At 45.9% G+C, this 15324-nt stretch carries 17 protein-coding genes; 7 read left to right on the forward strand and 10 right to left on the reverse strand.

Features of this window, described 5'->3' with window-relative positions:
- Window positions 1-280 precede the first annotated feature (280 nt).
- Window positions 281-1939, forward strand: coding sequence for a tetratricopeptide repeat protein (locus AC5JL3_RS17295; protein ID WP_496075659.1), 1659 nt, complete (start codon window positions 281-283; stop codon window positions 1937-1939).
- A 231-nt stretch (window positions 1940-2170) separates the two neighbouring features.
- Here AC5JL3_RS17295 and AC5JL3_RS17300 read toward each other — a convergent pair whose 3' ends face one another.
- From AC5JL3_RS17300 to AC5JL3_RS17310, 3 genes are all read right to left on the reverse strand, one after another.
- Window positions 2171-3928, reverse strand: coding sequence for a calcium-binding protein (locus tag AC5JL3_RS17300; RefSeq protein WP_496075660.1), 1758 nt, complete (start codon window positions 3926-3928; stop codon window positions 2171-2173).
- A 420-nt stretch (window positions 3929-4348) separates the two neighbouring features.
- Window positions 4349-5176, reverse strand: a complete 828-nt coding sequence (locus tag AC5JL3_RS17305; protein WP_496075661.1) for a sulfotransferase family protein — start codon at window positions 5174-5176, stop codon at window positions 4349-4351.
- Between the two features lie 325 nt (window positions 5177-5501).
- The gene (locus tag AC5JL3_RS17310; RefSeq protein ID WP_496075662.1) at window positions 5502-6995 is read right to left on the reverse strand and encodes a tetratricopeptide repeat protein; all 1494 of its coding nucleotides are present in this window, start codon (window positions 6993-6995) and stop codon (window positions 5502-5504) included.
- 531 nt (window positions 6996-7526) lie between these two features.
- On the opposite strand from AC5JL3_RS17310, the gene AC5JL3_RS17315 reads away from it, so the two are divergent.
- On the forward strand, window positions 7527-8360 hold the full coding sequence (locus AC5JL3_RS17315) for an endonuclease/exonuclease/phosphatase family protein (RefSeq protein WP_496075663.1): 834 nt from the start codon (window positions 7527-7529) through the stop codon (window positions 8358-8360).
- Window positions 8342-8584, forward strand: a complete 243-nt coding sequence (locus tag AC5JL3_RS17320; RefSeq protein WP_496075664.1) for a hypothetical protein — start codon at window positions 8342-8344, stop codon at window positions 8582-8584. Before AC5JL3_RS17315 ends, AC5JL3_RS17320 begins: the two co-directional genes overlap by 19 nt.
- A 31-nt stretch (window positions 8585-8615) precedes the next feature.
- Here the strand turns inward: AC5JL3_RS17320 and AC5JL3_RS17325 are convergent, their stop codons facing one another.
- The 5 genes from AC5JL3_RS17325 to AC5JL3_RS17345 form a co-directional block, all read right to left on the reverse strand.
- Window positions 8616-9023: a hypothetical protein gene (locus AC5JL3_RS17325; RefSeq protein ID WP_496075665.1), complete on the reverse strand. Its 408-nt coding sequence runs from the start codon at window positions 9021-9023 to the stop codon at window positions 8616-8618.
- Window positions 9024-9195: 172 nt separating this feature from the next.
- Entirely contained in the window at window positions 9196-9789 is a 594-nt protein-coding gene (locus AC5JL3_RS17330; RefSeq protein WP_496075666.1) for a hypothetical protein, read from the reverse strand.
- Between the two features lie 227 nt (window positions 9790-10016).
- Entirely contained in the window at window positions 10017-10643 is a 627-nt protein-coding gene (locus AC5JL3_RS17335) for a hypothetical protein (protein ID WP_496075667.1), read from the reverse strand.
- 450 nt (window positions 10644-11093) lie between these two features.
- A complete protein-coding gene (locus AC5JL3_RS17340; protein WP_496075704.1) occupies window positions 11094-11156 on the reverse strand; it encodes an excalibur calcium-binding domain-containing protein in 63 nt (20 codons plus the stop codon).
- 232 nt (window positions 11157-11388) lie between these two features.
- Window positions 11389-11808, reverse strand: coding sequence for a hypothetical protein (locus AC5JL3_RS17345; RefSeq protein WP_496075668.1), 420 nt, complete (start codon window positions 11806-11808; stop codon window positions 11389-11391).
- Window positions 11809-12151: 343 nt separating this feature from the next.
- Here AC5JL3_RS17345 and AC5JL3_RS17350 point away from each other — a divergent pair, with 343 nt between their 5' ends.
- Window positions 12152-12397 carry a hypothetical protein gene (locus AC5JL3_RS17350; RefSeq protein ID WP_496075669.1) on the forward strand — a complete coding sequence of 82 codons (246 nt, stop codon included), beginning with the start codon at window positions 12152-12154 and terminating at the stop codon, window positions 12395-12397.
- Window positions 12398-12703: 306 nt separating this feature from the next.
- Here the strand turns inward: AC5JL3_RS17350 and AC5JL3_RS17355 are convergent, their stop codons facing one another.
- Complete coding sequence (locus AC5JL3_RS17355) at window positions 12704-13087, reverse strand: hypothetical protein (RefSeq protein ID WP_496075670.1); 384 nt, start codon at window positions 13085-13087, stop codon at window positions 12704-12706.
- A gap of 258 nt (window positions 13088-13345) precedes the next feature.
- A complete protein-coding gene (locus tag AC5JL3_RS17360) occupies window positions 13346-13474 on the reverse strand; it encodes a hypothetical protein (protein WP_496075671.1) in 129 nt (42 codons plus the stop codon).
- A gap of 116 nt (window positions 13475-13590) precedes the next feature.
- On the opposite strand from AC5JL3_RS17360, the gene AC5JL3_RS17365 reads away from it, so the two are divergent.
- The 3 genes from AC5JL3_RS17365 (at window position 13591) to AC5JL3_RS17375 (ending at window position 15279) form a co-directional block, all read left to right on the forward strand.
- A complete protein-coding gene (locus AC5JL3_RS17365; protein ID WP_496075672.1) occupies window positions 13591-14232 on the forward strand; it encodes a nucleotide-binding protein in 642 nt (213 codons plus the stop codon).
- Window position 14233: 1 nt separating this feature from the next.
- Window positions 14234-14467 (forward strand): hypothetical protein, encoded by a 234-nt coding sequence (locus AC5JL3_RS17370; RefSeq protein ID WP_496075673.1) that lies wholly within the window; start codon window positions 14234-14236, stop codon window positions 14465-14467.
- A 263-nt stretch (window positions 14468-14730) separates the two neighbouring features.
- Complete coding sequence (locus AC5JL3_RS17375; RefSeq protein WP_496075705.1) at window positions 14731-15279, forward strand: tyrosine-type recombinase/integrase; 549 nt, start codon at window positions 14731-14733, stop codon at window positions 15277-15279.
- Window positions 15280-15324: the final 45 nt, after the last annotated feature.

Genomic DNA, 15324 nt, shown 5'->3' on the forward strand with positions numbered 1-15324 from the left:
GAGTCGTTTGCTCCCGGCTAACTCTCCAGAGCGAAGCAAGTCTAGGGTTTCCATTCAATGAGAAAGTAGCTCCGTTTAAGGAATATTGCTAAAAGAAATGCCGTCTCTCGCCCTTATTGTTCCTTTTCTTGAATTATTTGCTATTAAGTCAAGAAAAACTCGTGATTGCCGTTGCCAGACACAAATTGCTAAACATTTGTGTCTTTGACTTTAGAGGTTCAAGGCTACCCCTCCCCCTTGATGGGGGGAGTCAGACACAAAAAGTTGAGGTGGAAAAAACATGGCTCGAAGAATAATCCCGTTCAAGATTTTAGCGATCACTACACTAATTGCTACGTTCTTTCCAGGTGGTCAAGTTCTGGCAGAAGAAACCTACTCCGAAAAAGCTAGCCTCTTGGCTGACATTGCCGTTCAGTATAGGGCGCTAGGACAATCTGAGCAGGCTGTGAAGATTTTAGACCAAGCCCTGCCCTTAGCCCAAGCGAGTACCAATGAGTGCTTCAAAGGCACCCCAACAGTGAAAGTAGCTGGAGGCTATATTCTGGCTGGACAGGAAGCTTTAGGGAAGAAACTTCTGGCACAAGCCATCCAGATTGCCCGTACCCAAACAGCAACAGGTTGTCACATGAGTGCAACTTCTCCGGAAGAGTCTCTACTAAACCGAGCGTCTGAATACGCAGAAGCTGGGTACTACGACTTAGCTGTTGAAATCATGACAGGAGTAAACAATCCTGTGTTCACTCCTATAAAAATGGCCGAGGTGGCGGGGCATTATGCCAAAGCCGGATTGGATGAGCAGGCAAGTAATGTCTTGAACCAAGCGCTCGAAATAGCACAACGCCTTGACAATGCCGAATATAGAACCCTGACTTTGAGGGGAATTGCCTCTCATCTTATTCAAGCTGGGCAAACCCAACTTGTGCCTCAAGTATTAGAGCTTGCACTTAAGAGTACATTAGCCATCAATGAGGCACAATCGAGAGACAATGCCGCCGCCATGAAACTATCTGGGATGTTAGGCATTGCTTCTCAATTTGCCGAAGTTGGACAACAAGATCGAGCCAAAGAGCTTCTCGCTCAATCCTTACCAAAGATACGGACACTTGAGTCCAAGCTCTTTCCCCTTCAAAAAACGCTCAACCTAGTTGAAACAGCACTCCAGTATGCCGCATTAGAACAGAACAACTTGGCTGTCGAGATGTTAGTCGAAGCTCGCTCCTCGGCGCAGGCAATTGAGGAACCTCAAACCAAAAGTCTTGCAATAGCTAGGGTAGCTGAAGGTTACGCAGAAATCGGAAACTTTGAGATGGCGCAGCAAATTGCCCGCTCCCTCAAAAATGTTAATTATCGGGAGCAGGCATTCCGTGGAATTTCGCTTGCTTATGCCAAAGCCGGATACTCTGAGCAAGCGCTAAAACTGGCAAAATCGATGGGAAGCCCGAACGTCACCTTTGGAGGGATTGTCAGACATTATCTACAGAGCGGACAGTACGACCTAGCGCTTGAGATTGTCCAACAAAACAATCTTTCTGACTTGCTATCGGATGTGGCAGTCGCTTACCTTGAGGCAGGGCAGCCTGAGCGTGCGTTGGCGATTGCTCAGTCCATCGAAACCCAACCTGATGCTATATACCAAAAGGACTGGAGATTATCGGCAATCGCCCCTGGGTTTGCCAAACAGGGAAATTTGGAGCAAGCGCTTCAGGTAGCTCAATCTATAACAGACAAAAGTTACAAAGCTCAAGCCCTGACGGCGAGCGTTGAACAATATGTGGCAAAAGAACCCGACAAGATTGAGCCGATTCAACAAATCCTTCGGGTGCTTACTAGTCGCTTCAATTCCCTATTCGGCGACTCAAACGACTCAAATAAAGATAAAGCCTCGTACATTCTAGAGGAAGCGCTTCAAGTTGCTAATTCAATGGCACCAAAACGCTAATGAGCAACATCAAGCAATAGCTCAGGCTTCCACAGGAAGTGGAAGACTTAAACGGGGGCAATTTGGCGATTATCAGGCTTGACCGATGAAGCCCGGTGCGTTCACAGATTGCCCCGTTTCCAACACTCAACACATAAATACAGTTATGCCACCAGTTTTAGCTCTAGCTCGTATCGAGGTTGGAAAGCGGTCATCTGTGGGGAAGTTGCGGGAAGGCGACAAGGAGTAGATTTAGGCAAAGACGAAGATATCCGTATTCGTTATCGCTAATCCAGTGGATAGCTGAGCAATTTGGATTTGCGATAACGAACCCGTGCCATCAGCATCAAAGAATAAAGCACCCGTACTCTGAGCGTAGATGAAGCGAGTACTGCTATCGCTGGCAGCCAAACCGACTGTAAACTGAGCGGCGGCAAGCACCGCTCCTTGAAGCAGTCCGCCGCCGAAACCACTAGCCGAGACACGGAGGGTATCCTCGCCCACCTGGAAATCGGTAATAGTGTCCATTCCTGTTGTGCTGCGCCAGCGGAAGAAACGGTCAGCTCCAGCGCCACCCGTGAGGATGTCGTTACCGATGCCGCCAATCAGAATATCATCGCCAGCATTACCAACAAGAGTGTCATTCCCTTGCTTGCCAGATAACTTGTCGTTATCTGCACCACCTGTGAGGATATCGTCACCTGGAGTTCCGATGAGAGGCGCACCTAAAGCAATTGTCCCGAAGACATCATCATTGTTTTGACCTTCGCCAACTCCATTAGAGCCAGTATTGCCAGTAGCATTCGCTGCATTGTTACCGTCAAAGGTGGTACTAGACGCGGTAACGATGGGTAAGTCAGTCGGCATCCCTTGATTATTGCCGGAGTTCGTAGTAGTGTTCAGAACAAAAATTGCTCCTCCTAACCCTTGAGCGTCATCAGTGGTTGAGTTTGAGCTTTGTCCCGTTCCACCAGTTGCTTGGTTGTTGTTAAACGTCACGGTGTTTAAGGTCAGAGAACCACTGCGAACAAAGATGGCACCGCCCATGCCTGCACCGCCTTCGCCGCCGAAGCCTTCGCCGCCGCCGCCGAAGCCGAAGCCACCTTCGCCGCCATCGCCGCCGCCGAAGCCGCCTCGGCCGCCGTTGCCGCTGTAGCCGCCGTAGTTGCTGGCTCGGCCGCCGAAGCCGCCTCGACCGCCGCCGCCGCCGAAGCCGCCGTCGCCGCCGTCACGACCGTCGCCGCCATAGGTGCTGCCGCCGCCGAAGTCGCCGCCGTCGCCGCCTCGGCCGCCGCCGCCGCCGAAGCCGCCTCGGCCGCCGTTGCCGCCGTTGCCGCCGTCGCTGAAGCCGTTACCGCCTCGGCCGCCGTTACCGCCGTAGCCGCCGAAGCCGCCGTTGCCGCCGAAGCCGCCTCGACCGCCGTAGCCGCCGTTACCGCCGTTACCGCCGTTACCGCCGTTACCGCCGTTACCGCCTTGGCCGCCGTTGCCGCCGTTACCGCCGAAGCCGCCGAAGCCGCCGTCGCTGCCGTTACCACCGTTACCGCCGTTAGTTCCAAGTCCTCCGGGAGTTTCGGGGTTTGGATTGCTAAAGCCCAACCCCATACCCCCACCTCGGCTGTCGTAGCCGCCATTGCCACCAATCGCTTGGTTATTGCTGAAAGTGGCATTGCTAACCGTAACGCTGCCGTCGTAAATAAACAAAGCACCGCCCATGCCAGCACCGCCACCACTTCCATCTCCTCCTCTTGCCCGACCGTTAGCGAACGTGAGGTTATCGAAGACAACGCTGCCCCTTCTGACAAAGAAAAGGCGATTGACATCATTCCCACTGACTTGATAGCCACCCCCATTAATCGTTAAGCCAATATCTTCTTCAATTAAAGGCAGGTTACTTTCTAGGGTGATATTGCCTGTGAGATTGAGCGTATCTTCTTGACCATTGTTTTTCGAGATAGTTAGCGCCTCTTGCAGTTCGGCAAAAGTATCGATATCGTTAAAAGCTGCCATTCACCCATCTCCCGTTAAGTTGACGATTATTTGTTGAAAAACAATTGCCTTGATTGAGTTCAAGTTGCTAGTAGAAAGCAGTGAGCTTTTGAATAAATTGGAATAGCAAAACCGCACAGGACTTACGCAACTATCACAAGCACGGGCGCTGCTACGCCGCACCTTTTAGCAAAAAACTAGACAAAACGCCTGAAATTATTCGGTCGTTTCAATTGTTGAATTAAATAGTCTGACACAAGTGCGTATTTTATTTGATAAAAAGTTAATTACTGTTATTAATCTAACTATTGGCTCGGCGCTCACTTGTGGCTGTTTAAGAGTGCATTTGTACGACTTGTGCCTTCACGTTGTGCCAGTTGCGTAACTCCTGACAGAGAGCGACTTGAATGTAACGTCGTTGTTACTAGAGGCAACATAAGTTTAGCTGGGTTGGTTCGGGTAAAAGGTGTTGTAGAACCAAGCAAATCTTTGCTCTAGGCTCCCTTGAATGCGGGCAGGAATCAAGTGATGGCTGGGGGAGCGAATCTGTTGTTTAGTTTTGTGGGGATATTTGAAACGATAGTAACTATCGCTTTCGTGGGGTTTGGTTTGTAAGTTTTGCGGGTCAAACTTAGCTTTCGGTAACCCTAACCACTGATAAATGCTCTGCATAACAGCAACAGGTTCACTGACTAGATGTTCAAACACCACGTAGTACAGGTGTTGCTGTAAGCGGGTATCAATATCTTGCAACGCTTCAATCGAACTCAGCGGACCTCCGATTACCCCTGTCTTATCGAAGAGTTTTTCGGCTCGTTCCCAGCGCGAGAGTTCTGCTAAATGGTCGGGAAAATCCAGCAGGAGCGTTTTTTGGTGTTGGGTTTCAATCGAACCATAAATCTGTCCGAGTTCCCGCACGCAAACGAGCATCCGAAAGTTGGGGTCGAGTAAATTCACGGTTTCGAGATGATGCAACCAACCCCGATTTTTATCCACCACCCAGGTTTGAGCGGTTTGTGCAAACCAACCATTGATAAAACCCCGAAAGGCATTTACCAAACGCTGATAGGTGTGGTCAAAGTCTACGTCGAGTTGTGCCAGTAAAAACTGTTGGTCGCTCAGATGGTAGCGCAAACCGTTGAGCGTTTGGCACAAGGGGGAACTATGACCGGAATGGTCAATCTCTGGATGGTGGTCTAGAAGTTGACATAACAGGGTTGACCCGGCACGAGGTAGCCCCGTGACGTAGATAACCTGTTTATTGAGCATTGAACTGTTGTGATCAAGGTAAACTTATCAATTGTGACGGATTTCACCCTACCTAATACCGATAAGAGTGCGGTATTGGAAGTAGAAGAATGGCTGTAATGACGGTATAGCGTTTTTTCGGCTACTTCCCGAAAAATACGAGACATAGAAGGTCAAAAATTGGCTCTTATTGAGAACGACCCCGATCTTGTTGCAAGTCATCAATAAGCTGGTCGAAACTATCGCTTCCTAGGAAAGTATCGCCTTATAAGTCATATCGCTACAAGATGCAGCCGATGCCCAAACCTGACGTTACGACTTACGCCCACCGGGTGATTAACGTGATCTAGTAAGCTTCGACAATCTCCATAGCTGGAGCGATCGCTTGAGAAGCTAATTCCGTTTGTCCCGCTTCTACCAAATTATTGGCTAGCTGAGCCAATACCCAAGCTTTTTCATTCTCACCCGTGACAGCGTTCGCCATCTGTAAGGCTGGGTTATATTGTTTAGCTTCAGTCAACACCATCACTGTTTGAGAAAACCAGATAGCGGGTGTGGCATCGCGCTGCTCAATGGCAGAAACGACTTGCACGGCATCTGCAACTTTTCCCGTCTCAGCCAACCCAACAGCTAGATAAACGAATGCCGTAGCTTTGAGATAGTCATCCTTGATGGTAGAAGCCACCTCTTTGGCTTGTTCATATTGCCCAGCTTTAGCCAAGCTCCTGACGATGCTATGCAATACGAGAGCTTTCTCGTCATCACGCTTGATAGTAGAAGCTAACTGCAAAGCCTGTTCAGGTTGTCTGGATAAAGCAAAAAGGATGGCAATCCGTGACAACATAGACTGTTGTTCCATAGAGCCAACTTCAATCGTCTTTGCTATCTGCAAGACTTGCTCTAATTGGCTCACCTCAGTCAAACTTTCTGCCAAAATAGTCAAGACCATGGCTTGAGTTAGGTCACTCTGAATAGTATTGACTAGCTGCAAGGCTTGGTCAAACTGTCCTGATGAAGCGAATTGAACAGCGATCTTACCTAATGCACTAGCGTTATGGTGGCTATCAAGCGGATTTACCAGTTGCAAGGCACGGTCGATTTGTCCGGATGAAGCCAACTCAACAGCGATGTTAGCAAATGCCTCGTGTTTGTAACCTTGCGTCTCATCGGTATTGGCTATGGTATTGGCTATTTCCAAGGCTTGCTCGTACTTACTCGCCTTAGCCAAGGTACTAGCAATGTGACTTAATACAATCGCTTTATTAGCATCAAGCTTGATGGTATTTGCCGCTTGTAAGGCACGATCTATTTGTCCGGCTTCAACCAGACTGGGAACTATTTTGGTTAAAACCCGTAATTTATTAAGGTCATCAGTGACGGTATTGTTAAACAGCTTCATGGCTTGGTCATGTTTTCCTGTCCTCACCAACTTCTCCGCTACACTACCCAACACAATGACTTTCTCATCGTGATCTCGAATTGTATTAGTTAGCTGCAAGGCTCGCTCAATTTGTCCTTCCTTAGCCATACTGCTGCCTATGCCAGACAACACCAGATCTTTGAAACCGCAGTACGTTATCCTATCCACCAACTCTAGGGCTTGGTCATACTGTCCTACCGCCGCCAAATACCAAGCTATGCTAATCAACGGTCGCTCTTTCATCAGGATGTTGCGCTCGCTCTCAGAGGAAATATCCCCTCGAAAGGATTGACAGGCGGGTTGCGTCTCGGCTTGCTTAACATCTACCTGTGCTGAGGATGGGGATTTTGGATGAATTGAGGCGATACCAACGAGAGTACAGAGGCTGAAAACTGCCAGGAGGACGTTTCGGGGTCGCATAGTATTCACTTTAAGAAGAATGCTTAATATTTCTCGACAGGATTAACGTTCCTTGCCAACTGACGAATTGTGAAAGTCATACAAGTCTAGAAATGCATATAACAAAGGCAAAGAAGTGAAAAGAACCTTGGGTGCAAAAGAGCGCTTCAGAACTTCTGGCTATAATTTTTTTGCTTCTGTAGCAAAAGAATCTACTTTTATTAATGGCATTGCTTTCTAAGAGAGTCACCAATTCCTGCATCACTTCATCAAATCTTGATTCTTTTCTAAAATTTTGAGAAGTACAGCGCTTGATGAAATGTTAAATTAGCAACCTCAAATTAACGATATTCCGTTGTTCTGGCAATAGCCTCTCTCTAGAAGCCCTTTTAAGGAGTCTTCTTGATAATAGCTAGCAATAAACGAGTAGTAAATTACTATTTTATGCGTCATATAGTTACATAGTGAACTGTATTGATTGAGTAGGTGAAAGTTTTTTGGAATACCAGGGAAAATCGATAGCTAACTCTAGTCAAGGCGGAAGAAGCACCTATGACACAATTCAATATTCTTACCTACAACATTTTCAATGGGTGTCCGCCTCCAAGAGCTGAGCAACTCGATACATGGCTTAAGCAGCATTCATATGATGTAGTTGGACTTATGGAAGTCGAAGAGTTTAACTTGAAGCATTTCCAAGAGAATGGCAAGCTATGGGGTGATTACACTCATGCAGAATTCTGCCAGATGCCTAGAGCTAACTTTGTTGGAGTGCTTTCAAAATACCCGATTGAGGCATACCCCACCCCTAAGGAAAAGTTTTTTCATGGGATTTTACATGTCAAGATATGCAGTATTCACTATCTCATCGTTCATTTAACTCATAAGAGTGCGGCGGCTCGGAATGATGAGATTTCTGAACTTATTGAAATAATTCAGAAGATTTCCGAACCACTTATCGTGATGGGGGATATGAACATAGTATCTCCGTTAGATGCTGAATTTCATACAGATGAACTCAGACGAGCATTGTTCCAGAAGCTCGATTTACGTCTACATTTCATGAGCGGTCATGAGACCATTGAGTCAATTAAAGACGGCACGCTCGAAGTCCTTGGTAAATGGTCAATAGATTATCGCCCAATGCAGCGTCTACTTGACATTGGTCTAATTGACCTGTGTAAAGAAAGCCGGGATAGATATACTGTTTCTGCTCCGACAAATATACCTGATAAGGGAAAAGCACCCCTTCCACCTGTGAGAATAGACTTTATCTTTGCCAATTATCAGTTATCCCTTCTTAATCCCAGGGCTCAGGTGTTAACCCAGAGCGATTTGGATAACATCTCTGATCATTACCCTGTGGAATGCAGTTGGACACAGTAGTCAAAGTGTTCCTAGAACAGAGGGTAAAGGAACAGATTAAGTGCGATGATCAGGCATCTGATCGAGGATGGCTGTTGAGTACTTCTGATTTAGCAATGCTGATTGGTTTAGAACCCGCAAGCGTTGTAAAGCACGATGAATTGAACCGCTGGGGATTTATTTTTACCAAGTGTACTGAACGTTCAGGACGGGAGGTTAACTGGGCAATTAAACGTCCCGAGTAGGTGGTAGTGATTGCGATCACAAGTTTCAGACTTACCGAGCCAAAAATCGTGCCAACAAGGGTAAAGTTATAGCCGTCAAGCCAACTAGCAGCCAGAACGCCGCGTTTATTCCCTTGGTAAAAGCCATAGGGATGTTGGAAAAAAAGACGAGGACAGCAAAAAAGGTCAGTCCGGCTAGAAGGTTTGTTGTTCGTGAAGCACTGGCATAACCTCCCCAACGTAAAGCTAGCCAACAACCAAGCACTTCTCCAATCCCAAACCCAGCATACGAAGACAATAGGAGTACCACAAGTCCCTCAAGTCCCCCGTTGTTTTGGGTTCGTACATAGACATAAGCTAACAATAAACATATTGCCGTTAGTACGACGGCACCTGTCGCACCTCCTAGACTGGCGGCTAGATATCCTCTCCAAGAATTCAGCGACTGCTGTCTCGACATTGATCGACTCCTTTGAGCATCATCTTTACAAGTGGTTTATGTAATCTGTACTCGAAAGACTTGAAAAAGCCTAATTCCCCAAATCTTATCCACAATCTGATGCGGCTAAAAACGGCGGATTTTCAGCTAATTGAATCACCCTATTCTCTAGAGCCTGATTCGATGCGTTGCTTTATTTCTCTTCCAGTGGCACTGAATCGGGGAACGGACTAGTATAACCCTTTGGTATTTCAAATCCGCCAAGACAATAAGGTCTAGAACTCATTTCGCTTCGCTTTGGCGGACGCAAAGAAGAGGGAGAGGGATCAATTGCCTCTCCCTTGGCGGATTTTATTTCGTTTGTAGTTTTTCTCGTATCCACCATCAATTGATTGGTTTTTGCTATATATCGCTTTTGATGCTCATGAAGCTCATCAGGTTTCCACACTTCAAATATCCATGTATGGGTAACTGGAAAACCTTTACTAGGCATTGACTCTATCCGTGCTGAAACTTCAACGTATTGAGCATTAGGGTCATCCTTATGAACTTTTTGTTTTTGACTTAGGATTTTCCATTTCCTCATCTCACCTAGCATCGCTTTACCTGGAAAAGAAGTTTCCGTAACACATCTGAGGTCTTGTTGTTCTTGAGTGTTACCACGGTCTACGGCTTTTAGATAGCTTTCAATAGTACTACCCGCGTTGGAGGATGTCTGACAGGCTGAGAGTAAGACAAGACTACAAATAGTCAGGTTGACCCGTTTAAGTGGTTGATTTTGAGACATTAGCGTTCTGTAGCTAGATTCATACACATGTTGCGTTGTCTAGAAATCAATTTTGTCCGGTTTAGCTCAGTTTGCTCACTGTCCTAGTAGCTCAATCCGCTACCACTTTCGCTCCCACATGAACGACCCAAACAATCCACAGCCACATAGTGCCTAATTTGAGTAAAGCTTAGGTACTACAACCTTGTGAGGTACAACTTTATGCCTCAACTGGAGGCTTATGAATCTCAACTCTTTCTACCTGTTGGTTTTAATGTAATTAGCACAATATAGAAATAAACAAAAAATATCATCCACGGAAGCCACCCTATAAATAATAAAAAGATGCCCCTCTTAATAGAAGACAAAGCATATTCTCTTTCTTCAATTTTTATAGAATTTTCATCAGGATTGTTAATGAAGTTATTGATGTAGGATACTTCAGATTTGAATATTGCCGTATTTTGAGGTTCAAAATAATCTTCAGGATAGAATAAAGTATAAAGACCACTCTTAGTAACAAGGAAGATTTGATAATTATAGCGATACGTTTTAAGTTTCCCTTGTCCCCTTACTTTAGTTATCCTAACCTCAGCTTTTTGTACATCCTGAATTATTTCATTTTGTTCTCTCAGGAAGCTATTTCTTACTACTTTACAATCAACTTTAGAAAGCTCAATTCGATTACAAAATAGAGTATCCCTCCCTTGAAATCCAGCATTAATTCCTAGAAAAAAACTCCAAATTGCAAAAATAGTAGAATAAATTGTAACAAAACAATACAAAACTATCAATACTAAAGCTAGACGGGTGCCACAACCAGAAATACGGGATTGACTAGCATTTTCATTAGTCTCATCGTTATTCACGTTCATAGGTAATTACTTTTGATTGGAGAGCCTAAGAGATTTATCCTGCAATCAGCTACAAGTGTTATAAATAAAAATCCTGAAAAGAGTAGTCCAGAAATTAGACCTATTACGTCCTAATTAAAAATCAAAGTAGCTCAGATGGGTTAAGCAATCGTTTTTCTTTGTGGGCTTGTAGTAACTCAACAAATCTGCTAGCGTTACCCGCTCGCTTGAAATATTCCGTAACTATCTACATGACTCTTGTAGTTGGAGCTGACATCTTTAATCCAAGCAGCTAAGAAGCTCTACTCAACAATCAGGGAAAGTAACAATGACGCTCAATGACACATACTATGGAACACTTGAAAACGATCTCTTCCAGTTAGGTTTTGGTACCCTCCGAGGTCTCTGCTGACTGCCAGCCCTCGATAGTTGCGATCGCGACATTGAGGTACATATTATCCATGAGTTTTTTCATTCTTCACACCCAATACCGTCTTTATCCCCGTCAAACTTATGTGGGTCAGGGGCTACCACTCTAAGTTTCGCTGGGATATATCACCACAATCTAAGTCATGTGGGGGAGGTCTATCAACTTTTGGAATACTGAACTCAGCAACAAGCTGTTTTATGAAATCTAAACCGCTCCTCGCTCCAATCGGATGAGTGGGTACATCGTGACAAGGAGGTATCTCGACTTAGACCCAAAGACTAAATGTGATTAGCACACCATCAACTCAAAATAGCCAGACAACGTTTCTTGCTTGCACTAATCAATTAACCACTGGTCTAGTAGGAAACTAAAGAACCCATAAAACAGTAGCAACCACATCCAAATGCCAATTACAAAATGCATTATGCCAAACAGAAAATCCCTCAACTGTCCTGTCTTCCTCGGTATACTCCGCCGCCGATGAGCTATCCAAGGAAGTGATTTGTACCACTGCCAGAGTTTTAACGTGAAATTGATAGCAAGCAGTCCTGCAAGAATGAAAGCTGCTAGCGTCCAAAGATCCTCCGGCACACCCTCTAGCCACCAGAGCCGCGAACCGCCATTAGCTCCCATAGGCTGGTAGGCTGGATCTCTCAAAGGTGAAACGAGATATATGAAGATTGCACTGGCTCCTGTTAGAAACAGGAAGAATTTCGTACTCGTAATCGAGAAACGTCGAGCCAATCGAAAAAGCATGGCACGTTACTTTTACTCATTTATTTACTTAAGGTAATTCTTTTAAAGGAATAAAAGTAACACCAAATATGAAGTTACGGCAAACTCTTTCAATCGCCTTTGTGTTGTTGCTTTACTGAGGCTGGCTCTGAACCTCAGTTGATTTTTAGCCAAGGGTTGCAGACTTCACGCAATCGCTTGCCCATCTCCTAAATGAATTTTTATAACTATCTGCATAACTTCAAAGCTTAAGTCTGAGAATTTCTTTAAAGCTCAAGCACCTACCCTCTTAGGAAGCAGACTTCATGAAAAGCTGTTAGTGGGTGGAGAAGTACAATAGAACTAGAGTTGTCTTAATAAATATATGGACTCGGAACAGTTTCATACGGTTGACCCAGAATCTCTCAAGAGTATTACGGTTAATGACATACTCACTCGGCAGAAGCTTTCTCCAGCTCAAGTTGATTATTCTGTTCCTGTCCCTACCAATAATCAAGACATACCCCGTAGTAACCGTGACAGTTGGTTAGGTATTGAGATGGGAGGAGTAGATCCAGCTACCTTGCCTCAATCACAGGCAAAGTTCCGTGGAAGAATTGGCGGTTGCTAGTGGTTGCCATAATAGGTGTTGAAGCCAACTCATGTACATAGAGAAACACCTGTACTCGTTTCCTCAAGTAGGCGATCGCACCCTTGAAAAGTTCCAAGTCAATCCTCTTCCACATGGACATCCCTACAATCAATAACTGCCTTGCCACTTCCTGTAGTGCCTAAATTCAGCAAAAGTTAGACACGACAAATGAACTCTTACACGCTCAGGCGACAGATTAGGTGCGAGCGCTTTTGAAGTGCTAGATAACAAGGAGCCAAACTAACCGCAACAGATGGCGAGGCAATGAGCAACCTGACATCTTTCTCATCTGACAGGTTTGAGCAAGTACGTTCCTATAGCAAGAGGTGGCACACCCCACAGAGCTAAGAAAGTGAGACTGGCGATGAAACTGCTTGTGCTTGGATAGACCACAGTAGAAGCATAGACCACGGCGATAGTTATCGCGGCGGCTACTGCCATCACAATTCGCCCCGCCCAATTGTAATGGCGTTGATACCACACACCAATCGCCACGGATGATGCGCCAAAGAAAAACAACAAGATTACTAAAGCAAAACTGTAAATCGACAAATCAACTCGAATGTGTTCAGTAATCAAGGCTTGAGTAAAGTTATGAGCCGTCCAGAGGATGACCCCTGTGCCGTAAGCAATTAGCAAGCCAGCCAGGATTTTCCTAAGTTGGAGCATTGATTTCTCTTGGAGTTACAAGGATAAACAAATATCTGAGGGCGACTTTATTGTCTAAAGCCTTGGTTCTGAAGATTTAAGAGATTGATGGATTGTTCCTGAGTGCATCCCAATGAGCAGCAACAAAACGTTACTTAAAACTTTTAAGCCTAACCACGTTCCCCAGGATGCGATCGCCGCTTTTACGCCTCAGCTCCAGGTTCAAGAGTAACCCCATCAGGCTGTGCGGAGTCTTGGGGGTCGCTGAAACCGGGATACCTATAAATTCCGTATCGGGACACCCGCCAGCGATGCCTTGGGAAATCCCGCTGTGCGACGAATCATCGTTTCAAATGCCGGGACACTCCTTCTTTTCGGAATTGGAACCTGTCCGTGATTTGAACTCAAGGACGATTTAACGAAATCGTTAAATCAAGATTTCTTGCTTTAACGAAATCGTCCTTGACCCAATAACGAAAAGACGATAGAACTAATTCGCTATAGAACGATTTGGCGAAAGCAAGATGACCGTATTAGTGGGTGTCATTTCCCAGAAAGGAGGGGTTGGCAAAAGCACCCTCGCCCGTCTGATCGCCCGTGAATACGCGGCGGCTGGCTGGGATGTTAAGATTGCAGACCTTGACATTTCCCAAGGAACAAGCACCGACTGGAAGCAACGCCGAGAACAAAATCTCCTCCAGCCGGAAATTGCTGTCGAACCATTCCGTACTATTACCCAAGCACTCAAACACGCTGATGTATATGACCTGATGGTTTTAGACGGCGTACCGCATTCGATGCAAGGAACATTAGAAATTGCACGCAACAGCGAGCTGCTTGTCCTTCCCACAGGTTTATCCCTTGATGACTTAAAGCCATCCGTCTTGTTGGCACACGAGCTAGTCAAGGCTCATATTCCAGAGTCCAAAATCACCTTTGCCCTTTGCCGGGTTGGAGACAGGGACAACGAAATCGAAGAAGCCCGTTCCTACATTCATAAAGCAGGCTATAGCACCGTCGCTGGCTCAATCCCAGAAAAAACCGCCTATCGACAAGCAAGCGATAGCGGTCGCGCCGTTTCTGAAGTCACCTTCCCAACCTTGAGACAACGAGCCGAAGAAGTCGCACAGGGCATCATCAACAAGTTGAGTAAACAAGAGATTTAGTATGGCAACCCAACCCCCGCCACCACCACGTAAGCCCAGCAAAGGCGAACCTCCTAGCCTCAATCAAACAAAGGAAAACCTCGATAAACCTGACCCAGGGGAAATCGTCAATCTAAATTTCAAGGTGCCTGCCGAGTTTAAGAAGGACTTCAAAATCGCCGCCGCGACTTATGGCTGCACGCAAGTCGAACTATTGCAGCGGGTGTTTAAATTCTGGACAGAACATCATGGCTAATCTAGCTTTCGTTCTTTCGTTAATTCGTTCTTTCGTTATCAGAGGCAGGCTTATTCTGTCTAATCAATAGTTATAAGCTGAACTGATGAATTGAACGGAATCATCAGGGTTTGAAGCGTTTTCGGGGTGTGTGACAGTTGATAAGCCGCTCTTAACCCCAAATTTTGGTGCTTAGCAAGCCACGTCAAATCAAGTATTCTAGCCGATATTCCACGAAACACAGATAACGTGTAATCTGTTAGAAGCGAGTATTGTCAAGGGTGATGAAGGTCAACGGCAACGGACAAGGAAAAGTCCTGACCCAGGAGGAGTTGAGACAACTGTTTACCGAGGGATTAGTAACCCCACGGGATAGAGCGATATTTGGCATCTGTTTGTTTGCAGGTTGTCGGGTCAGTGAGGTGTTAGCCCTCCAAACCACGGACATCAAAGGTGAAACCTTAACTCTCAGGAAGAGTACCACAAAAGGGAAGCTTAAAACCCGTGTGGTGGATATCCAACCAGGGTTAGCCCGACTGTTGCAAGCCTACCCAGTTAAGCCAGGTTTTCTGTTTCCAGGTGGTCGTCCAGGTCAGCCGATGACTCGCTTTATGGCAGACAAGATTCTGAAAAAGGCTTGCGAACGCATTGGTCTAGTTGGCGTTAGCACCCACTCGTTTCGCCGTACAGCTCTCACCCAGATGTCCAGCGCTGGGATACCACTGCGCCACATTCAGGAAATATCGGGTCACAATGACCTGGGAACCTTACAGCGCTACTTGGAAGTGTCGCCAGACCAAAGACGAAAAGCTGTTTCAGTTATTGGGTTTTAAACAATGGTTAGTGGTCTTTTTGAACTCATTAACGATCCACAACTT

The sequence above is a fragment of the Symplocastrum torsivum genome (assembly GCF_059505465.1).